This is a genomic window from Echinicola arenosa, from assembly GCF_014841125.1.
Classification (GTDB): domain Bacteria; phylum Bacteroidota; class Bacteroidia; order Cytophagales; family Cyclobacteriaceae; genus Echinicola; species Echinicola arenosa.
The window spans coordinates 48,294-69,717 of sequence record NZ_JACYTQ010000010.1 but is presented as its reverse complement, the minus strand read 5'-3'; the positions used below and the strand labels follow the sequence as shown (position 1 = coordinate 69,717).

The window sequence follows — 21,424 nt, the reverse complement described above, 5'->3', positions numbered from 1 at the left end:
GAAAATACCCTTGCCATCTTTTTTTAACCGCTATAAACCTCAATAAGTTTATCTGGTCAAAAAGTTAATCCTTCTTTTCGGCCTTTTCTCTCATTTTGGCCTCATCTTCTCCTGTCAAGGTGGACCGCATTCCGCTTAGGATCATTTTCCACCAATAGTTAAAGATAAACTTGCTCTGGTCACGCTTAAAATAGATATCCCCTGTCTTCAATTCTCCCTTTTTGTTGGGGTTTTCTGAACGAATCACCAACTTATTGGTCAGAAAAGAGCCAATTTTCTGAAAGACATTTTGACCTTTCCCATAGGACTTTCCACGAATATCTATCGCCAAATTATGGTACTTCATGATCAAATCCCCAGTGCCTTCAACATCATTCCCTTTGATGTCAAATGACAAATCGTCTATAACCCCACTTCTCACCTCTACTTGGGTGGCTGGCCTCAACATCGGATTGATCGCTGTAAGATCCAAGTCCTTGACATGTCCATTCATGGTAAATCCACCCGTGCTGTCCTGTAAAAAGTAAGTAACGTTCAAATCCACATTTCCCTTGCCCATTATCCTTGCATTGGCCTTTAGATTTAGCTCACTGTGCATATCCAGCATTTTCGGGATATTGGTAATATTAATGATCTCAGCATCAATTTGATCAAAGTAGATTTGCCCGGCTACGGGGGCTTCATTGTCTGGCCTTTCTTCATAAGACACATAACCATTTTCCATTTTGATCATATCCACATGTAAATCCTTCGGAATACCACCAATAATCTTGTGAATCATTTTCGGCCGTTTTTGGGTATTATCGGGCTTCCTTTTATCCCTGAAAACAGCAATCTTAATATCCTTTGCCAACAGCTTTTCAGCTTCTATAATCCCCTCTCGGAAATAGGCATCATAATTCATATTAACCAATTCCAAGTTTCCCCTTTCTAATTCTACCCAATCTGTTTCTAAACGAAAATCATTGATGTACTTGTACTTGTCCCACTTGTTATCCAACCGAACACTATCAATGGACAGGCTCCTCTTTTCTTTACTGAATGTCAAATTTTTGGTGATAATTTCATTCCGGTATTCATTAAAATGAATGGATGCATGCCTGATCTTTCCCTCTATCATCTCCACATCAAAAAGTGCCTTTGGGTCTTCCAAATCCTCGCTGGTTAGGGTAAAATGATTGGCCGTCACATTCAGCCCTGCTATTTCAAGCCTTGATGAATCATTGCCAATATCCCTGTTTTCGATGGAAAAATCATCTAAATCGATATGGTTTACTTGAATGGAAGTGTAATCTTTTCCTTTCTTCCGCTTGATTTCCTCCTTGCTTTTAAGGTTCAAAGAATCCAACGAAGGAGACATGCTGTGGATTGTCACCTTTCTCAACTCCGCAGAATCCAACACAATGGCATTATCCAACAATAAGCTCTTCCACAAAAAGCCTGAAAGCAGAATCCTCTCAGCTAAAAGATCAATCTTTACCCTATTGTTATCAGCAATTTCATCGGGAAAGATCGCAACAGAATCCAGTTCTAAGTATGTACCACGGTAGTCATAATTGAGGTGTATCTTTCCAAATTTTACTTTATGGCCGCTAAAATCATTGGTTCTGGTAATCAGATCACTCACTATTTTGTCCGCATGGCTATTGAGATAAAGGTTAACCAACAAAGGAACTCCTTTCAAAATAAAGAGGATAAGAAACAATAAGGATCCGAGAAAAATAATTAGCTTCTTGTTTTTCATATAGTTGGAGTAGACCATCTCCAATATAATCAATAAATCCTAATAATTGTTCAAATTATATTTAGTCAATTGGAAGTTGGACTTCATATTGATTGCCACGGCGGATGGTCAATTTGGTCTTTCTCATCCATGGATTGTAGGTTTTCAACACTTTATACGTAGTGCCATTTTTAATAGCCCATTCGGCTAAATCTGGAATAGTATTTTTGACAATCAGCGTCTTCAATTCAGGCTGATGGTACAGGTCATCATTGGTCAGCTCAAAGCCATATTTGTCCGGATGCTCAAACACTTCCTTAAAAGCCAAAATCCGGAACATGTACCTGCTGGTTTCCTCGTTCAGTAGCAAGTCATAATAATCAGGTTGCTGCTGGTCATTCATCCTTCTGCTTAGGCCTGCTTGGCCCATATTATAACTCGCTGCCACGCTTGTCCATTTACCAAACTTGGCGTATGACTTTTGCAGATACTTACAAGCCGCTATGGTTGATTTCTCATAATGATAGCGCTCATCAACTTCCTTATTAACTTCCAGGTCATAGTCTTTAGCTGTCCCTTCCATAAACTGCCAAAAGCCTCTTGCCCCAGCCGGAGAAACAACATTCATTAAGCCTGACTCTATCATAGCAAGGTATTTGAAATCATCAGGGATACGATTTTCAGCCAACACCCTTTCAATCATAGGAAGGTACTTATTGGCCCTTTTCATCATGAGCAACATGTTGGATTCCCAATACACATTAACATAGATTTCCCGCTCAAAACGCTCTTTGATATCACTTTCATTTAAAGGAACTGATTCCCCTGCAAATTCCATTTTGTTTGGAATATCAAACAATTTCACCCTCACCTCCTGCATTGGGGCTCCAATTTGGGATCGCTCCCTTTTTAAAGGAAGCCATCGCTCATTTTCAGAGGATACTGCTTCTGGGGAATCATTCTTGTAGTAAAACACTAATCCGAAAAGTACCGCCACGAGACCGTACAATATGTAAATGTGAAGGTTACGCAAAATCAAAAATTTGGAGATAATAAGTACTTGCTGTAAAATTCGTCAATCACCTTGACCGCTTCGGTGGCTGTATCCACCACCGAAAATAAATCCATGTCTTCTGGACTGATGTTTTTATGCTTGTCCAACATCACTGTTTTTATCCATTCGATCAAACCTTCCCAAAATTCCTTCCCAACCAAAATAATTGGAAACTTTCCTGTCTTTTTGGTTTGGATCAAAGTGATCGCCTCAAACAGCTCATCCATAGTCCCAAAACCGCCGGGAAGTACAATAAAACCCTGGGCATATTTCACAAACATGACCTTCCTCACAAAGAAATAATCAAAAGTGATCAGCTTGTCTTGGTCGATATAAATGTTATTGAATTGCTCAAATGGCAACTGAATATTGAGTCCTACAGACTTTCCTTTTTCCGAATGAGCTCCCTTATTGCCTGCTTCCATGATACCTGGCCCCCCACCAGTGATCACTCCGTAACCGTGGCGAACCAATTTTGCGGCTATTTCTTCTGCAATCTTGTAATATTTGTTGTCTTGAGGTGTTCTGGCTGAGCCAAAAATAGATACGCAAGGACCTATTTTTGCTAATTTTTCAAAGCCTTCAACAAACTCTGACATGACCTTAAAGATCACCCAGGAGTTGGCACTTTTTATTTCACTCCAATCCTTTTCTTTAAAGGCCCTTCGGATTCTATCTTCTTCTGTCAATTCAGTTTTTTCCGGTTCTTCACTCATCATATTTATATTTAAAAAGCTATCGTTACGCTTGTACCAAAAGTGTTTACTTTCAGTTGACTAATTTACTTGTTTCAACCTTAAAAGGAAATAAAGGTTTTTTAATAATTATTTACGAAGAAAAACAGTTCCCCTGATTAATTTTTATTGCAAATTCTCGGCCATTGAATTACTTTCGTGGGCTTTTTATCAACACATATGAATCTTAAAGAGAAATCACTGAAAGTCAATGAAATATTCAACGACCTCGACATGGAAGTGCAAGATTATCTTGCGCAAAGTCAACTAACCTGCCTATCCGGCTGTGGAAAATGCTGTGCCAACCCCAAAGTTCCCGCAACCGTCTTGGAATTTTTGCCACTAGCATTTGACCTGTATCAAAAAGGACAGGCTGAAGCATTGCTTGATCAACTGGAAACCGCTACCGAAGACAGCTATTGTGTCGTTCTCAAACTGCTTAGTGCTGACGGAGCAGCTGGTCATTGCACCCAATACAACCATCGAGGGCTAATCTGTCGATTATTTGGAAATTCCTCTAGAAGAAATAGAGAAGGCAAAAAGGAATTGATTACTTGCAAAAACATTAAAGAACAGAAACAACAGCAGTTCCAAATTGTCACTCGTGCTATCCAAAACGACCTGGAGATTCCTGGCAGTTCGGACTACTATACCCGCCTATCTACCATTGACTTCCACATGGCAGAGCAGCAGTTTCCGATTAATATTGCTATCAAAAAAGCCATAGAGGCAGTATTATCCTTCTATTTTTACTTTGAAGGTCAAGCGGTTTAAATTTTTCAAGCAAGGTTTTTGATGTATATTGTATTGAGTTTGTCTCAAGGAATAATTTTTAATCATAATCTAAAGATGATGCTAAACGTCTCCGAGATAATTAATACAGTTAAAAAGTTGATAGAGGTCAAAATCCAAATGGCCAAAAACGACATCCAAGAGGAGCTCTCCGGAATTATCACCCGGATAGCTATTTTGAGCATGGTAGTAATTATCAGTGTGTTCATTTTGCTCTTTGCCAGCATTGCCTTGGCATTTTACTTTGCAGAACTTACTTACTCCAATTCACTTGGGTTTTTATATGTTGGGTTGATTTATGTAGCCTTTCTGATATTACTTTACATCGTAAAAGACTCTGTGGGTATTCAAAAAGCTGTTCATGAAGGAATAAGTAAATTCCTACTATTCAGCAGAAAAACAAATAAAAGCAATGACCAATAAGGAGCTCAAAAAACAAGAAGAAGACCTTGAAAAACAGCTTAACCATCAGCTTGACGTTCTCAAAAAAGAATCCGAGTCATGGGCAAAAGTTGGCGGTGCCGTATTAGCCGGAGGCTTGGTATCTTATGGAGCTACTAAGCTGATTCGTGGCAAAAGTAAGAAGAAAGCAAAGAAAAAGCTCATCAAAGAAATGAAAGATGAGGGACATCCAATCAAAGTCAGAAAGCCTAGAAAGCATAAAGCTTCCCTTATGAGCAGTGTTGGAAAAAGGCTCTTTATAGTTGCCCTTTCGCTGGGACAAGCCAAACTAATCGATATCCTTTCAAAAAAAGCTACCGATGCCAGCAGAAAAGTCTGATCAAATCTTCAAGGCATTTAAGCAACTTCACCAATCAGGGAAAAAAGCCTTGGCCTTGCTAATTGATCCTGAAAAAATCGGTACAGAAAGTCAGTTTAAACGACTCATCAAGCAAGCCTATCAGGATGAGGTTGACTTTTTCTTTATTGGAGGAAGCCTCTTGACAGAAAAAAATGTTGATAAAACCGTAATGAGGATCAAAGAGGTATGTGCGGACATTCCCGTTGTCCTCTTCCCGGGTAATGTCATTCAGATCAGCCCGCTGGCTGATGGGATACTCTTTCTTTCACTTATCTCAGGAAGAAATCCTGAACTACTAATTGGTCAGCATGTGACAGCTGCGCCATTACTTGCAAACACAAAACTGGAAGTATTGCCCACTGGCTACATGCTGGTCAATGACGGACAGATCAGCAGTGCAAGTTACATCAGCCAAACTATTCCTATCCCCAATAACAAACCATCTTTGGCCAAAGCCACCGCACTTGCCGGAAAATTCCTTGGTCTTCAGACCTTCTTTCTGGACGCAGGCAGTGGAGCCAGCACACCCGTGTCAAAGGAAATCATCAAGAATGTCAAACAAGCAACTCAATTTCCCTTGATAGTGGGGGGAGGAATCAACTCCGTAGAAAAAGCCAGAAATGCTTGGGATGCCGGAGCGGACATTGTTGTGTTGGGAAATGGGGTAGAAAAAAACCCCGATCTGCTGACCGAGGTTCTTGACTTTATGAAAGTCTATAATTTATCCTTGAACGTTAATTAAGGATTCTCTTCTTCTCATTTTACCAGCTGGCAAACCGTACATCATTTTAAATCTTCGACAGAAGTAAGCCGTATCTTTGTATCCTACTTCTTTGCCGATGTCCCGGATGCTTTTCTTGGTAGTTCTTAGCAAATCCACTGCAGCTTCCATTCGTTGGTATTCAATGTAATCTTGAGGATTGATACCGGTAAGCATTTTGAAATACTGACCTACATAATCTTCAGACACATTGGCCACCTTCGCCAATACCTTGTTGGAAAGATCTCCACCAATGTTCTTCTTGATATAATTGAACATATCGATCAAACGAGGATCTTTAAAATAGGTACTGTTGGTAGACATTTCTTCCACAAACAACCTGTTTTTAAGAATGTGTCTTACCAATTCTACCACTAATAACTCGGTATGAAGCTTGATCACTCGCTCCTTTCCAGGAGTATTTTGCTCTGATTCTTTGACCACGTCCTCAATGATAGAGGCCAATCGGTCATTAAAACGGATGATAAATGGAGGAATTCCCAATGAGTTGAAAAAATTAACCACATCAAACACCTTTGCTTCAAAGGTAACGATGGTCAAACAATCCTCTTCTGCATTTTTGATGTCCTTGAAACTGATGGTTTGTAGGTGCTTTTTCTTGTTTTCTACAAATTCATCGTTGGACGACTCATTCCTTTTGGTGGCTGGACCAAAGGTAACTTTGCTTGGCCTTCCCGCAGGAATGAAGAGAATCTCCCCTTCATTTACCAATTCTTGCTCATCTCCAAATTTTAAAGATCCTTGATGCAATAGGATTACAGAGTTCTCTGGTTCAATATAATCCGTCACGGTTATAGGTCTCTCAACTTTATAGTTGTTCCCCCTCGTGTACCTTACACCAACGGATTCAATGACTTTATTGTAATATTCCATGACAGACGCTTTTTGTATGTTACTTGTAAAAGTATGATTTTTTTAACTTTTATATAACAAAAATAAAGAAAAGTTTCAGCATAATAAAAGAATAGTATAAATGATAAAGGCTAGGTGATTCTTTTAGTATTGAAATTTATTATCTTAAAATATTACGGGATATAACTATTTTCTGAATTTCACTGGTTCCCTCATAAATCTGGGTGATCTTGGCATCCCTCATAAGCCTCTCCACATGATATTCTTTGACAAATCCATAACCTCCATGAATTTGTACAGCTTCTACAGTTACTTCCATCGCTACCTTAGAAGCGTACAATTTTGCCATTGCACTGGCATGTCCATAATCCTTTCCTTGATCTTTCAACCAAGCCGCTTTCATCACCAACAGCCTTGCTGCCTCAATCTCTGTTTCCATATCAGCCAATTTAAACTGAATGGCCTGATGCTGGCTAATGGGTTTCCCAAAAGTCTTACGCTCCTTCGAATAAGCCAAAGCTAATTCATAGGCTCCTGAAGCAATTCCCAAGGCTTGCGCGGCGATCCCAATTCGTCCACCATCCAAAGTCTGCATGGCAAAGCTAAAACCAAAACCATCCTCACCGATTCGGTTCTCCTTGGGCACCTTAACATCATTAAACATCAAAGAATGCGTATCAGATCCCCTAATACCCAACTTGTCCTCCTTCTTGCCCACTTCGAAGCCCACCATATCCCTTTCTACTATAAAGGTAGAAATTCCTTTGTGCTTTTTTTCAGGAGCTGTTTGGGCGATGACCAAGTAAACACTGGCTGTAGAACCATTAGTGATCCAGTTTTTGGTACCGTTGATGAGGTAATAATCTCCTTTATCTTCAGCAATGGTCCTTTGGGAAGTGGCGTCAGAACCTGCTTCTGGTTCAGATAGGCAAAATGCTCCTAACACTTCACCAGCTGCCAACGGCTTTAGGTACTTTTCTTTTTGGGCTTCTGAACCGTATTTTTCCAGCCCCCAGCAGACCAATGAGTTATTCACAGACATGGCCACCGATGCAGAAGCATCAATTTTTGAAATCTCTTCCATGGCCAACACATAAGAAATGGTGTCCATACCTCCTCCATTATATTTCGGATCCACCATCATGCCCAAAAAACCCAATTGGCCCATCAGCTGGATTTGCTCTTTTGGAAAAGTGGCATGGGTATCACGATCAATTACTCCAGGTAATAATTCGGCTTTGGCAAAATCTCGGGCCGCTTCTTTAACGGCCATTTGTTCTTCGGTAAGATGAAAGTTCATAAGGTTTGGGTTTATCTCTTTGAATAAAGAAATATAGCCTAAAAAAACAAAAGGGGCAATTTCTTGCCCCTTTTCACCTCATCGTATTTCAATTTAAAATCAGTCCCTTCCACCAAAAAAGATAGAAGCATAATAAGCCAATGTCGTCAATGAAGCCAAGGCTGCTACCACATAGGTCATGGCCGCCCATTTCAAGGCATCTTTGGACATATCATACTCAGACGGAGTGACGATATTTCTTTCTTTTACCCAAGCCAATGCCCTTCTACTGGCATCAAACTCCACCGGCAAAGTCACAAAGGTAAATAAGGTGATAATTCCATATGCTCCTACTACCACAAATCCAACTGTCTGCAACGGTAAATTAAATAGCGCCAACCCTCCAAAAAGAGAGGCGATCAGCACAAAGTTCAAAATCTTACCACTGGCATTCTGAACGGGTACCATTGCAGAACGGATGTTCAACCAAGCATAGGATCTGGCATGTTGTACCGCGTGACCACACTCGTGGGCTGCTACAGCCGTAGCCGCAGCATTCCTACCATAATAAACATCAGGGCTAAGGTTTACCGTTCTATTTTGTGGATTATAATGGTCTGTCAATTGTCCATCTACACAGTTAACGGACACATCATGAATACCATGGTCTGCTAACATCAATTCGGCAATCTCTTTACCCGAAAGATTAGCCTGAAGGGCTGTCTGGGAGTACTTTTTAAACTTACTTTTTAGCTTGCTACTTACTACAAAGCCTAAAATCCCAAATACAACTACAATTAAGATTAATAACATATTCTAGTTTGTTTTAAACGCCTATTTAATACGCAAGCCGTCCTGCTCTGGTTTTGAAATTACGGAAATTTTTGCCACCGCCAATAAACTGATCACACCAGTAATGATAACTATCAGTACTTGCGAACTGTGGACTATGACTGCAAATATTTTGCCCTCTTCTTCACTAAGACCATATGTCATCAAAATAAAGGCCACCAGAGCATGAAAGGTCCCGATCCCACCTTGGACAGGAGCGATCATGCCAATACTGCCCATCACCATGACCATTAAAATAGACGATGGGGACAAATTGGCAGTATTGGGCATGCCTATGGCAATAAAGTACATCATGAGGTAATAGATTATCCAAATCCCAATAGATGCCAACCAAAAGCCTGCGCGGCGATCCATACGGGAAACACTTTTTAATCCAGTGAGAAATTCCCTCATAAAGTGCTGGAACTTCTTTACAATGCCATGATCCCTATATCTTCTAGTAATCCAATAAAACAGAATAAAAATCAGCACAATCGCACCAACGAGCAAAGGAAGGTATTCCTGCACCGCCAATTTAAGACTGTCCAATGAAATCAAGTCTTTAGCCAAGCCTACAAAAACCTCTCTCTCCAACACAAAAGCAACAAAAATCACCAAAAGCATAAACAACAAATCGATGGAACGCTCTAAAATAACAGTCCCTAACAACTTGCTGACTTGGAGCTTATCCGTCTTTTTCAAGACACCACACCTGGCTACTTCACCAGCCCTGGGCACTAGCATATTCACCAGATAACCCACCATCAAAGCCCAAAAAGTCTTTGAAGTGGTTATTTTTTTCTCTAGGTCAGTATTGATAAGCAACTTCCACCTCCAGGCTCTTAGCCAAAAGCCAAAAGTGGATACTAGGATGGACATTCCGATCCAAAAAAGTGAAGCCTGCTGAAGTGCGTCCAACAGGCTTTCCATTTTTACATCTTTGTATAAGAACCAAAAGATCCAAATGGCTACAGAAAGTGAAATCACCACCTGAATCCATTGCTTAATATTAAGTCTCAAGTTTAGATCAATTTATTAGAATCATCTGGAAATATGACTACTGGCTTGTAGGACTTTGCTTCTTCGAAATCCATACTCGCATAAGATATAATGATCACCACATCACCAACTTGCGCTTTACGTGCAGCTGGACCATTCAGACAAACCTTTCCACTGCCTCGCTCCCCTTTGATCACATAAGTTTCCAAACGCTCTCCATTATTGATGTTGACAATCTGTACCTTTTCGTTTTCTATGAGGTTTGCCGCATCCATAAGGTCCTCGTCGATCGTAATACTGCCTACATAATGAAGCTCCGCTTGGGTAATTTTAACCCTGTGGATCTTTGATTTTAATAACTGAATTTGCATCACATTCTAAATTTGCCACAAATTTAAGCATTATATTGGTAAGTTGTCGATCAACCTCACATCTCCAATGTACACAGCAGTGCAAATCGAGAATTCATTGGCTCTCAACTGACTACCCAAATCAATGCCTGAGACCACTTCAAGGCTTTTTGTCTTCACCAATTCGAAGTATTCAAGCTTTGCCAATGGCTCCTCATTAAATTTGTGTGATATTTTTTCCTGTACCTCCAACCAAGAGCAACCAGCAAAAAGTTCATTCCTGGCCCAAACTAAAGATTCATAGAGCATTACAGACAATTTCCTTTCTTCTGAATTAAGCCGCCTATTTCTGGAAGACATTGCCAGTCCATCCTCTTCCCGAACAGTCGGCACTACTTCTAAATTCACGTCAAAGGACAAATCTTCGACCATCCTTCTAATAATGGCCACTTGCTGTAGATCCTTTTGACCGAAGTAGGCAACATCGGGCTTGATGATATGAAATAGTTTAGACACCACCACACCAACACCATTAAAATGCCCAGGTCTGAATGCCCCTTCCAAGGTAGTCTCCAGATCTCCAAAATTGAACTTTAACTTGGATGGCTGCGGATACATTTCCTCCACAGAGGGAAGAAATACATAGTCAACCCCACTTTTTTCCAACATCTTCAAATCTTCGTTAACCGTCCTTGGATACTTCTCCAAATCTTCAGGATTGTTAAACTGAGTTGGATTTACAAAGATGGATACCACTACCACGTCAGCATGACCTTTGGCCTTATGCACCAAGCTCAAATGCCCCTCATGCAATGCCCCCATAGTAGGCACCAAACCTATTGACTTCGAAGCATTTCTATGCTCAAGTAGTTTTAAATTTATTTCGTTTTTGGTATGGAGAATTTTCACAACTTTTTCATTTTGACATAGCAAAATAGGGGCAAATGTATATTATTCTGGACAATATCAATGGGTTTTTGTAATTTTTTTTGTATCTTTGTAGTCCCGTATTATCCCTCAATAAAAAAAACAAGATATGTCCAAACTTCGTATTCTCTACGTAGCAAGTGAAATCAATCCATTTCTTCAAACTTCAGAGGTCGCTAACTTCGTTAGAGCCCTGCCGCAGGCAATGCAAGAAAAAGGAATGGAAATCCGTATTCTTGTTCCGAGATTTGGTTTGATCAACGAAAGAAAGAACAGGTTGCACGAAGTAGTAAGGCTTTCAGGAATCAACATTTCTGTAGGAGATGAGGAGAAACCATTGATTATCAAGGTGGCTTCTATTCCTAATGCAAAACTTCAAGTTTATTTCATCGACAACGAAGACTATTTCCAGAGGAAAAGCGTTTTCTTTGACAAGCAAGAAAATTTCTATGAAGACAATGACGAAAGAGCCATTTTCTTCTGTAAAGGAGTGATTGAAACTGTCAAAAAACTAGGCTGGGCGCCAGATGTGGTACATTGCAATGATTGGATGACCAGTTTGATTCCTCTTTACTTGAAAACTACTTATAAGAATGAGCCGTTATTTAAAGGCACAAAATCAGTGTTCACTATTTATAATAACGGATTTAATCATAAATTTGGCGATGATTTGCTGGAGAAAGTAAAAATGGTCGATATTGACGACAGCATTTTGGCACCTCTCAAGTCCAAGGACTATGAAGGATTCCTTAAAATAGGAATGGAATATGCCGATGTGGTGATCAAAGGAGACGAAATTTCTGACAGCCTTAATCAAATCATTGAAGAGTGCTCTAAAGATAAAAAGTGTGAGATTAACAACGAAGACGAAGAAGAACAACTTTTTGAAAGTTATTACAACATCTATACAGACCTGGCAGGCTAAGCTTGCCGGCATCTTATTAATTACTACATCATTCAATAGTTCTTGTACCGATCCATCTGATATCGGTTTGGTACTTGATCCAAATGCTAATCAGATAGGGGTTTTCTATGCAGAAATACCCCTTTCTGCTTCTTTGGTATCTGTAGATTCTCTTAGAACCACCAACCCATTGGTGTTGGTAGTGGGAGGGGACAACAGCGATTATTTTGGAAGAACTGAAGCCATTGGCTACAGCAGAATGGCTTTTAGCTCCACTGCCACTAAGCCTACTACAGATGCTATTTTAGACTCTGCAAGGTTTAGTATCAGCATTTCCTCTCTAACAGCTGAGGGGCTTGATCAAGCTAAAAACTTCTCTGCCCACAAGCTTACTGAGCCTATTTTGGATACGGCCTATTATAGTTTTGACCACCTATCCTATGAAGAAGCTCCGTTTGCCAGTGGTTCATTTATGCTGACCGAAAATTCTGACACCATCGTTGCCATGAATTTGGATGAAACGCTCGCTGCGGATCTTTTCAGCAAGTTGCAAAACGAGGATGCAATCTTTGACAATATTTTCAATTTCAGGGACTACTTCCCAGGCTTTGCCCTGAAAGGAAATCCTGACGAAGAAACTACTATCAATGTGTTGGTAGGAAACGACACTGGGATCAAGCTTTACTTTAGAGAAAGTGAAGAAGATACGGTTTCCAGCACCTATACCATTTTTACTGCTCAGTCAAGGCACTTCAACGGCGTCTTAAACGACCCAACAGGAACACCAACTGAAGTTATTGTAGAAAATGACGAAGCTTATGATGTAGGTAACCTAGCAGGTAGCAAATCCCTTTTGGGACTTGTCTTGAGACTGGATATGGAGCCTTTGTCCAATTTCTTGGACACTTTGGAAAATGCCACTTTTAACCAAGCTACTTTGGTAATGGGGCCAACAGAGAATTTTGCAGACAGCAAACTTCCTCCACAAAGTTTAATTCCTTATTTTACAGACGAAAGTAATCAAATTTTGACTAGAGAATCAGATGGAGCACTTTATTCAATTCAATCTGATGTAGCCACTCAGGTCGTAATTGATGAAGACGGAAATGTGCTTCCGGCTGTTTCCACTTCAGGAACGAATCCTTTACTGTTTGATTCCGAAAAATTCATCTACCAACAATCCCTAACAAGCTATGTAGATGCGCTTTTCAGAACAGATGTACAAAGGTATGACTTGTTATTGTACCCTAGAACACCATCTAGCGGCGGCACTCCTCCTTATTCGAACGACTTCGTTCGTTCATTGAGAGAGTATGTTGTAAATCAAAATTCTATCAAACTTAAAATTTACTATTCAAAAATGCGATAGCTAATAATATATCTCCGACCCTAATAAACAAAAATTTTTATGTGTGGAATTGTAGCTTATGTTGGCAAGCAGGAAGCCCTGCCTGTCATCATTAAGGGCCTAAAACGCCTCGAATATCGAGGCTACGACAGTGCTGGTGTGGCCTTATTGAACGAAGCCGGCCTGAATGTTTACAAAAAAAAAGGAAAAGTTTCCGAGCTGGAAAACTCCCTGATCGACAACCCCGACCTTCATTCCCATATCGGAATAGGTCATACCAGATGGGCAACGCATGGCGAACCCAATGATGTCAATGCCCACCCTCATTACTCCTCATCGGAAAACTTCGCCATGATCCATAATGGGATCATCGAAAACTACGATGTCCTTAAAACAGACCTCATCAATAAAGGGTACACTTTTCATAGTGAAACCGATTCTGAGGTATTTATCAACTTTATTGAAGACATTTATCAAAACAACAACTGCAGCCTGGAAGAAGCCGTAAGGTTAGCACTTCACAAGATTGTAGGGGCTTATGCTATTGTTTTGATGAACAAAGACGAGCCTGATACGCTAATAGCAGCCAGAAAAGGATCTCCATTGGTCATTGGTGTGGGAGAGGGAGAATACTTTCTTGCCTCTGATGCAACGCCTATCGTAGAATACACCAATCAGGTAGTTTACTTGGATGATTATGAAATCGCTGTAATCCGAGATGCCAAACTTCAAATCAAGACAATTGAAAATGTAGAAACCCATCCTTATATCAATCAGCTTGAAATGGAATTGGAGGCTATTGAAAAAGGAGGTTTTGAGCATTTCATGCTGAAAGAGATCAGCGAGCAACCCAGGTCTATAGCGGATTGTATGCGTGGTAGGTTGGATGCCAAAGGAGGTCGATTGGTCCTTGGAGGATTGAGGGACTATATGAACAAATTTCAAAATGCTGACAGGATCATCATTACTGCTTGTGGCACCAGTTGGCATGCCGGTCTTGTGGCCGAGTACCTTTTTGAAGAATTTGCAAGAGTACCAGTAGAGGTAGAATATGCTTCTGAATTCCGATATAGAAATCCGGTAATCAACTCCAAAGACTTTGTGATTGCCATTTCACAATCGGGAGAAACAGCCGATACTTTAGCCGCTATTGAGTTGGCCAAAGAAAAAGGAGCTACTATTTTTGGCGTTTGCAATGTGGTGGGATCATCCATCGCCAGGGCCACTCACGCAGGCTCTTATACCCACGCTGGACCAGAAATTGGTGTCGCTTCCACCAAAGCTTTTACCGCTCAAATTTCTGTACTTTCCATGATGGCGCTTATGTTAGGCTATCAAAGAGGCACTTTGCCGGAAAGCACTTATATGCAGTTACTTAGCGAACTGGAATCCATCCCTGCAAAAGTGGAAAAGGCTCTTAAATTAAACAATCAAATAGAAAAGATCGCAGCCCAATATAAAGACGCTAGCAACTTCTTGTATTTGGGACGTGGGTATAACTTTCCAGTTGCTTTGGAAGGGGCTCTTAAATTAAAGGAAATCTCCTACATTCATGCAGAAGGGTATCCTGCTGCTGAAATGAAGCATGGCCCAATTGCCTTGATTGATGAAGAAATGCCCGTTGTATTTATTGCAACCCAAGACAGCTCTTATGAAAAAGTGGTCAGCAATATCCAAGAGGTAAAAGCCAGAAAAGGTAAAATCATCGCTGTCGTAACCGAAGGTGATCAAACTGTCAAAAAAATGGCTGATCACGTGATCGAAATTCCAATGGCTCATGAAGCTTTTGTCCCTTTGATTTCTGTTGTACCACTGCAACAACTATCTTACCATATCGCTGTGATGAGAGGTTGCAATGTAGATCAACCAAGAAACCTCGCCAAATCAGTGACGGTTGAATAAATGTGAATTATACTAATCAAATCAATAATTCCTTGGCCCTAAGCTTTGAGCTTAGGGTTTTTTATTGCTTAATCCATTTTTCTGTAAACACTTCGTTTTCTACTACACATGAAATAATGTAAAATCCTTTTCTCAGTGATTTCAACTTTTCCGCAAAAGAATTAGTTATCTGATCAATTTTGCCTGAATATTCAGCGATTTCAATTCCTTGAGCATCTTTGATGATCAAAGTCATTACTCTATTGGGCTCATAAATTGGAAGATCAAAATTGATATTTCCAGCCAAATAGGGATTGGGAAAAACATGAAACTCTCCTTTGAGAAGATCACTTCTCTGTAAGCCAAAAACGGGACTAAAAGTCTCCTCACCCCACTTATCCACAGCTCCAATTTGATAGTAGTAATGCTCAGCCTCATTAAGAAGCTGGTCAAAAAACTGATACACACCTTTACCTCCGACAAAATCATTAACAGATATACTTTCCAGTTTCCTAAAGTTATCCACATTATCCTCAGATCGATAAATATGGTATTTGCTTAATTCTTCACCACTACTAACCGCCCATTCTACTAGGTTATTCTTTCCATTAGCTTTCACTGTATAATTTACCCAGGTAATGGGAAGAATTGTCGCTACTATGTAACTCCCAATCGTAAAATCATTCCCATTTAACTCTGATAAGGAAACTTCTCTTCTTGCCCATAATTGGCCTCCGCTGGTTTCACCTGACATATGGTCTCCTTCCGCTGCTTGATGATCTGCAACAACCCTTAAATCATCTACATTATCCACTATCAAATCATCAGCAGAAATCCTTAAGATCAAGTCACTGTTATCAGCAGCTAATCCTGAAAAGGAAAAATAACTGTTAAGCTGATACAAAATCAAAGTCCCATCACTATCCAAAAAATTGGCGGAATGATCAACTCCGGGAAGTTGTTGATAAGTAATGTTAAGACCTGAAGTTAAGGCAGTATGCATGCCAGTTAATTCCAGAGCCCGGACACCTCCCTCATACTTATCCACAAAAGGAAAGGTGGCATTGGATGTTGTCAAAATACATGGAAGGTTATTATACTCTAGGAGATTGAGATTTGACCAAGAACCATCCAAATAAACCAATCCTCCCAAACCAGTAGTGTTGATAGAAAGATTGTTTCCATTAAAATCCAATTCTCCTGAGGTCATCATCAAGGTAGATTTAACATTTATATCCTGATCCACCTCTAAGACTCCCATACTCTTGTTCAAATCTAGATTGGTAACGTCAAGAGCAAAACCTGAAACACTCTGATCTGTCGTTCCCGTGAAAGATAAATCAGTATTGTTGTCCACAATGGCACCTCCACCGGAACGGGTTATATTTCCTGCGACCTCAAGATTATTGGGCAATTCTTTCGAAGCATTTCCATCAAAAACAATATGTTGATAACTTTCCGGGTTGGCCGAGCTGGCTATATTTGAGGTGACAAAGTGCTGGGTACCAGAATTGGAATTATAAATGACTGTTCCAGCAAAATTAATAGAGACAGCATCGATCTCTGGGTCATTGGCATTAAGTACCAAACTAGCTCCTTCCTCTAAATCCAAAAGCAAAGCGGGCACCAAACCTGCAACTGATCTCATGATGATTTCCTCTCCACAGTCAGTTTCCAAAGTCCCTCCAGATTCGATGATCAACTCTCCATAAGCTCCCGTTACTGCGGGGTCATTATTAAAAGAAAAGGTAGCACAATCCATTCCGGGAATTCCTTCTTGGATCACCGTTCCTGATTTGATCACAAACCTATTTGCTTTAATAGGTTCCTGAATAGTGAGCTCAGCACCTGGGTTTGGATCAAAAATCACCGCATACCTACTCCTGGTAGTAAACCCGCTCCAAGCCCCGGATGGGATAATTACTCTTGAATTTCCCTTAAATATCAGCTCACTCACTTCACTGCTCCCAATCCAATCGATGGTGTTCCAAGTCCCAACAGCTGTTCCAGGAGCTGATCCTGAAAAGGCATTGAGACTTCCATAAACCTCTAATTGAAAGTCATTGATATCCAACTTCTCACCGGTGCTCGTTTGGGCATTCAAAAATAAAGAATGCACGGATTCGTTTTGTTGAAGTGTCACCTTATGACCAAACTCAATGTACACATCATGGTTTTTATCTGGTTTGGTGCTGGCCGCATTCCATAAAGCACCATCATAAACCTCCCAAATACCAATTTGATCAAAATCACCACTTGCAATGCTTCTATAAGCTCCAACGGATTGCGCATAGCTGTTACATGATAATATCCAGATGACCATAAAAATTACGGATATTATCTTGTAAATTCGTTTTGGATATAAACCATCCCAAAAAAACAGGTACGATAAAAAAATCATGCTCAAAAAATTTACATGAGCGTATAATTTAATAATATCTCTAGTCACATGAAAAAAATTGCTTTATTTTTTCTACTTATCCTTCTGAATTTAAGCCAATTAAAGGCACAGCACTATCAAATAAGTTTATTGACCTGTGACCCAGGGGTAGAATTATATAGTGTTTTTGGTCATAATGCTATTCGTGTCGTTGATCTCCAAACAGGAAGAGATTCGGTTTTCAACTACGGCACCTTCGATTTTGACACTCCCAACTTTTATTTAAAGTTTGCCCGGGGAAAACTGGACTATATGCTTAGCAGAAATACTTATAATGAATTTATAGGTCATTACACCTACTTGGAAAGGGCTGTAAGAGAACAGGTATTGGATCTCAGCCCCGAACAAGCTGCAAAAGCAGTAGAATTCCTCCAAATCAACTACCAACCAGAAAACCGATTTTACCGATATGATTTCTTCTATGACAATTGTGCCACCCGAATTAGGGACATGATGGAGGTGGTTTTAGGGGATCAGTTAGAATGGAAAGCCCCTCAAACTACAGAAGAAAAGACCTTTCGAGATCTCATCGATGAATATGTTTACCCTCTTCCTTGGGGTGATTTGGGCATTGACCTCGCTTTGGGCAGTGTGATTGATGTGGATGCCACAGAGAGGGAAAAACAATTCCTCCCAGATTATATGGAAGCTGCTTTTGCGCAGGCTGAAATTGTAGGTGATGGTCCCACCAGACCTTTGGTGAAAAGCCAGTCAACTGTTTTAGATTTACCTCCGGTAAAGATTGAAAGCAGTATTTTCAATCCCTATTTTCTATTTTGGCTGATTGCCATTTTCTTTATCGTAATTACTTTCATAGGCTTCAAGAAAAAGCGCTTGTTTGTGGGCTTTGACCAAGCTTTGTTTACCATTCTTTCCCTTTTGGGTATTATGGTGGTCTTATTGTGGTTCTTCACTGAGCACAGCACCACCAAGTACAATTGGAACTTACTTTGGGCATTTCCGCTACATGGGATTTTGGCTTATGGTTTGAATCAAAAATCCCCAGCCGAGTGGGTTAAAAAGTATTTGCTGTTTGCCCTCATTCTAGCTGATGCAGCAGTTGTATTTTGGATTTTAGGTTGGCAATCATTTCACCCCAGCATTTTACCCCTGATTTTAGTTGTGATTTTAAGAACCAACTACCTATATTATAATTTGGACAGGATCAAGGCTTACCGGAGAAATCTTCAAGGCTAAAAACTTTTCTCCCCGCCTTTGACGTTTGTTAAGGACACCAAGGAAAAACTATGGATTTTAAAATAATATCTGACTACAGTCCCACAGGAGATCAGCCCACTGCCATCAAAAACCTCACGGAAGGAATCAATAGTGGAGAACCCTCTCAGGTACTGCTAGGGGTTACTGGTTCTGGAAAAACCTTCACCGTGGCCAATGTAATTCAGGAAGTCCAAAAACCGACTTTAGTGCTTTGCCATAACAAAACCTTGGCCGCCCAGCTGTATGGGGAATTCAAACAGTTTTTTCCGGAAAATGCTGTGGAGTACTTTATCTCCTACTATGATTACTATCAGCCAGAAGCATTCATCCCTACCAGTGGAGTCTATATCGAAAAAGACCTTTCCATCAATGAAGAAATAGAAAAGTTGCGATTGAGCGCAACTTCTTCTCTTTTAACCGGAAGAAGAGATGTCATAGTGGTTGCTTCTGTTTCATGTATCTATGGTATTGGTAATCCGGAGGAATTTGGAAAGAATGTGGTGAAGCTGCAGGAAGGAGATAGAATCCCAAGAAATCAATTGCTTTTCAAATTAGTAGATATCCTTTACAGTCGAGCCAGCGTCGAGTTCAAACATGGTACTTTCAGAGTCAAAGGGGACACTGTGGATATCTTTGTCGCTTATGCTGACTTTGCCTATCGCATCTATTTTTGGGGAGACGAAATAGAGGCTATTCAAACCATTGACCCAACCACAGGCAAAAAAATATCCTCAGAAAGGTTGATCACCATTTTCCCAGCCAACCTATTCGTGACAGGCAGGGATGTGATCGATGTAGCGGTCAAAGAAATTCAAGATGACCTGATGTCCCAAATATCCTTTTTTGAAAAGGACATGAGGTTAGAAGAAGCTACTAGGCTGCGCGAAAGAACTGAATTTGATTTGGAAATGATTCGCGAATTGGGTTATTGTTCGGGTGTGGAAAACTATTCACGCTACTTTGACCGGAGAAGTGCTGGTGCAAGGCCATTCTGTCTTTTGGATTACTTTCCCGATGATTTTCTTTTGGTTATCGATGAGAGCCACGTCACCATTCCCCAGGTTAGGGCAATGTGGGGAGGTGACCGTTCCCGAAAAGTAAACCTAGTGGACTTTGGTTTTAGGCTACCCTCTGCTTTGGATAACCGCCCACTTAAGTTCGATGAATTTGAATCCCTCACCAACCAAGTTATCTATGTCAGCGCCACTCCGGCAGATTATGAGTTGAATCAAACCGATGGAGTGGTTGTAGAACAGATCATTCGACCTACAGGCCTTTTGGATCCTTTGATAGAAGTTCGCCCAAGTGGCGACCAGATAGACGACCTCTTAGAAGAAATCGACCAAACCATAAAGCAAGGGGACCGTGTGCTAGTCACCACGCTTACCAAAAGAATGGCCGAAGAACTCAATAAATTCTTGGAAAGAGCCGGTATCAAATGTCGTTATATTCACTCTGAAGTGAAGTCCTTGGACCGGGTCGAGATTCTTCGGGAACTAAGACTCGGCATATTTGATGTATTGGTCGGAGTAAACCTTTTGAGAGAGGGACTTGACCTACCGGAAGTATCTTTGGTGGCCATCTTAGATGCTGATAAAGAAGGCTTCTTAAGAAATGAAAGAAGTTTGGTGCAGACCATCGGTAGGGCAGCGAGAAATGAAAATGGTCGAGTGATCATGTATGCAGATAGAATCACCGATTCCATGAAAAAGGCCATTGATGAAACCAAAAGAAGACGATCCATCCAAATGGCATATAACGAAGAACACGGCATCACGCCTAAAACGGTCATCAAATCCCGCGATAAGATCATGGGACAAACCAAGGTGGCAGATAGTAAGAAAAATGCCAAATTCTACGACGATCATTTTACCGAAGAACAAGCTTATGCCGCAGATCCTGTGGTACAATATTTGAGCAAGGACAAGCTCGAAAAATTAATCCCTCAAACGCAAAAGCAAATGGAAAAAGCAGCCAAGGACCTCAACTTTATGGAAGCTGCCAGGCTGCGCGATGAATGGCAGGGATTAAAGAAAAGATTGGAAGAGCTCAAAAGAATGGATTGATGCGAAAAATTTTATTATTACTGGCTGTCCCTATGCTATTGTGGGGCAGCGAGGATGCCCAAGCTCAACAAGCAGAGGGAAGTTATTTGGTCTCAGGTGCTTTTGACCTGGCCAGAACTGATGCTCCAGGAGTCATCAGGAGATACCAAATCGGACTTGAAGCCAATTATTTTCATTGGTACAATATATCCTTCTCAGGTGGATATGAGTTTAACTATAATAGGCCCAACCAAGTCACACTGGGAGGAAGGTATTATCCTCTGGAACCAGCTTTCATTAGAATGCGGGGCTTGATAGGAAAAGACAGTGACCTGGCCTTTGGAGCAGGTTATACCCTCAACCTTTCTTACCGTGTAAGGTTAGAGGGAATGGTGGATTATTATGCAGTAAGCAATGTAGCAGGTTTAAGAGCTGGCATCAGCTTTTTGATCAACTAAATGACT

General features: G+C 40.6%; 20 protein-coding genes. 10 read left to right on the top strand and 10 right to left on the bottom strand.

The features are described from left to right. Positions 1-64: 64 nt before the first annotated feature. The 3 genes from IFO69_RS20080 to IFO69_RS20070 all read right to left on the bottom strand — a co-directional run bounded on the left by IFO69_RS20080 (position 65) and on the right by IFO69_RS20070 (position 3,493). On the bottom strand, positions 65-1,744 hold the full coding sequence (locus tag IFO69_RS20080) for a DUF748 domain-containing protein (protein WP_192011939.1): 1,680 nt from the start codon (positions 1,742-1,744) through the stop codon (positions 65-67). Between the two features lie 61 nt (positions 1,745-1,805). Beyond that, entirely contained in the window at positions 1,806-2,756 is a 951-nt protein-coding gene (locus tag IFO69_RS20075) for a lytic transglycosylase domain-containing protein (RefSeq protein WP_192011938.1), read from the bottom strand. A 2-nt stretch (positions 2,757-2,758) separates the two neighbouring features. Next, a complete protein-coding gene (locus IFO69_RS20070; protein ID WP_192012016.1) occupies positions 2,759-3,493 on the bottom strand; it encodes an LOG family protein in 735 nt (244 codons plus the stop codon). A 198-nt stretch (positions 3,494-3,691) separates the two neighbouring features. Here IFO69_RS20070 and IFO69_RS20065 point away from each other — a divergent pair, with 198 nt between their 5' ends. From IFO69_RS20065 to IFO69_RS20050, 4 genes are all read left to right on the top strand, one after another. Further along, positions 3,692-4,285, top strand: coding sequence for a YkgJ family cysteine cluster protein (locus IFO69_RS20065; RefSeq protein ID WP_192011937.1), 594 nt, complete (start codon positions 3,692-3,694; stop codon positions 4,283-4,285). A 75-nt stretch (positions 4,286-4,360) separates the two neighbouring features. After that, positions 4,361-4,726, top strand: a complete 366-nt coding sequence (locus IFO69_RS20060) for a phage holin family protein (RefSeq protein ID WP_192011936.1) — start codon at positions 4,361-4,363, stop codon at positions 4,724-4,726. Beyond that, positions 4,716-5,084, top strand: coding sequence for a hypothetical protein (locus tag IFO69_RS20055; RefSeq protein WP_192011935.1), 369 nt, complete (start codon positions 4,716-4,718; stop codon positions 5,082-5,084). Before IFO69_RS20060 ends, IFO69_RS20055 begins: the two co-directional genes overlap by 11 nt. Beyond that, positions 5,065-5,847 carry a geranylgeranylglyceryl/heptaprenylglyceryl phosphate synthase gene (locus IFO69_RS20050; protein ID WP_192011934.1) on the top strand — a complete coding sequence of 261 codons (783 nt, stop codon included), beginning with the start codon at positions 5,065-5,067 and terminating at the stop codon, positions 5,845-5,847. Before IFO69_RS20055 ends, IFO69_RS20050 begins: the two co-directional genes overlap by 20 nt. Here IFO69_RS20050 and IFO69_RS20045 read toward each other — a convergent pair. From IFO69_RS20045 to panC, 6 genes are all read right to left on the bottom strand, one after another. After that, complete coding sequence (locus IFO69_RS20045) at positions 5,827-6,759, bottom strand: AraC family transcriptional regulator (protein ID WP_192011933.1); 933 nt, start codon at positions 6,757-6,759, stop codon at positions 5,827-5,829. The genes IFO69_RS20050 and IFO69_RS20045 overlap by 21 nt on opposite strands. A 139-nt stretch (positions 6,760-6,898) precedes the next feature. Continuing rightward, positions 6,899-8,038: an acyl-CoA dehydrogenase gene (locus IFO69_RS20040; RefSeq protein ID WP_192011932.1), complete on the bottom strand. Its 1,140-nt coding sequence runs from the start codon at positions 8,036-8,038 to the stop codon at positions 6,899-6,901. 99 nt (positions 8,039-8,137) lie between these two features. Then, the gene (locus IFO69_RS20035) at positions 8,138-8,830 is read right to left on the bottom strand and encodes a zinc metallopeptidase (RefSeq protein ID WP_192011931.1); all 693 of its coding nucleotides are present in this window, start codon (positions 8,828-8,830) and stop codon (positions 8,138-8,140) included. A 21-nt stretch (positions 8,831-8,851) separates the two neighbouring features. Further along, positions 8,852-9,868 (bottom strand): lysylphosphatidylglycerol synthase transmembrane domain-containing protein, encoded by a 1,017-nt coding sequence (locus IFO69_RS20030; RefSeq protein ID WP_192011930.1) that lies wholly within the window; start codon positions 9,866-9,868, stop codon positions 8,852-8,854. Positions 9,869-9,870: 2 nt separating this feature from the next. Further along, the gene (panD, locus tag IFO69_RS20025; RefSeq protein ID WP_192011929.1) at positions 9,871-10,218 is read right to left on the bottom strand and encodes an aspartate 1-decarboxylase; all 348 of its coding nucleotides are present in this window, start codon (positions 10,216-10,218) and stop codon (positions 9,871-9,873) included. Positions 10,219-10,248: 30 nt separating this feature from the next. After that, positions 10,249-11,106, bottom strand: a complete 858-nt coding sequence (gene panC, locus IFO69_RS20020; RefSeq protein ID WP_192011928.1) for a pantoate--beta-alanine ligase — start codon at positions 11,104-11,106, stop codon at positions 10,249-10,251. A gap of 127 nt (positions 11,107-11,233) precedes the next feature. Between panC and IFO69_RS20015 the strand changes: the two genes are divergently transcribed. Genes IFO69_RS20015 through glmS form a run of 3 tightly spaced genes read left to right on the top strand, consistent with a single transcriptional unit; the run spans position 11,234 to position 15,278 of the window. Next, positions 11,234-12,049, top strand: a complete 816-nt coding sequence (locus IFO69_RS20015) for a glycogen/starch synthase (RefSeq protein ID WP_192011927.1) — start codon at positions 11,234-11,236, stop codon at positions 12,047-12,049. Next, entirely contained in the window at positions 12,009-13,397 is a 1,389-nt protein-coding gene (locus tag IFO69_RS20010) for a DUF4270 family protein (protein ID WP_192011926.1), read from the top strand. Before IFO69_RS20015 ends, IFO69_RS20010 begins: the two co-directional genes overlap by 41 nt. A gap of 39 nt (positions 13,398-13,436) precedes the next feature. Continuing rightward, positions 13,437-15,278 (top strand): glutamine--fructose-6-phosphate transaminase (isomerizing), encoded by a 1,842-nt coding sequence (gene glmS / locus IFO69_RS20005; RefSeq protein ID WP_192011925.1) that lies wholly within the window; start codon positions 13,437-13,439, stop codon positions 15,276-15,278. A 61-nt stretch (positions 15,279-15,339) separates the two neighbouring features. On the opposite strand, the gene IFO69_RS20000 is transcribed toward glmS, so the two are convergent. Further along, a complete protein-coding gene (locus IFO69_RS20000) occupies positions 15,340-17,580 on the bottom strand; it encodes a T9SS type A sorting domain-containing protein (protein ID WP_192011924.1) in 2,241 nt (746 codons plus the stop codon). 126 nt (positions 17,581-17,706) lie between these two features. On the opposite strand from IFO69_RS20000, the gene IFO69_RS19995 reads away from it, so the two are divergent. The 3 genes from IFO69_RS19995 to IFO69_RS19985 are packed head-to-tail and all read left to right on the top strand — an operon-like array spanning position 17,707 to position 21,418. Next, positions 17,707-18,894 (top strand): Lnb N-terminal periplasmic domain-containing protein, encoded by a 1,188-nt coding sequence (locus IFO69_RS19995; protein WP_192011923.1) that lies wholly within the window; start codon positions 17,707-17,709, stop codon positions 18,892-18,894. A gap of 50 nt (positions 18,895-18,944) precedes the next feature. Next, a complete protein-coding gene (gene uvrB / locus IFO69_RS19990) occupies positions 18,945-20,981 on the top strand; it encodes an excinuclease ABC subunit UvrB (RefSeq protein ID WP_192011922.1) in 2,037 nt (678 codons plus the stop codon). Then, a complete protein-coding gene (locus IFO69_RS19985) occupies positions 20,981-21,418 on the top strand; it encodes a hypothetical protein (RefSeq protein WP_192011921.1) in 438 nt (145 codons plus the stop codon). Before uvrB ends, IFO69_RS19985 begins: the two co-directional genes overlap by 1 nt. Positions 21,419-21,424 lie beyond the last annotated feature (6 nt).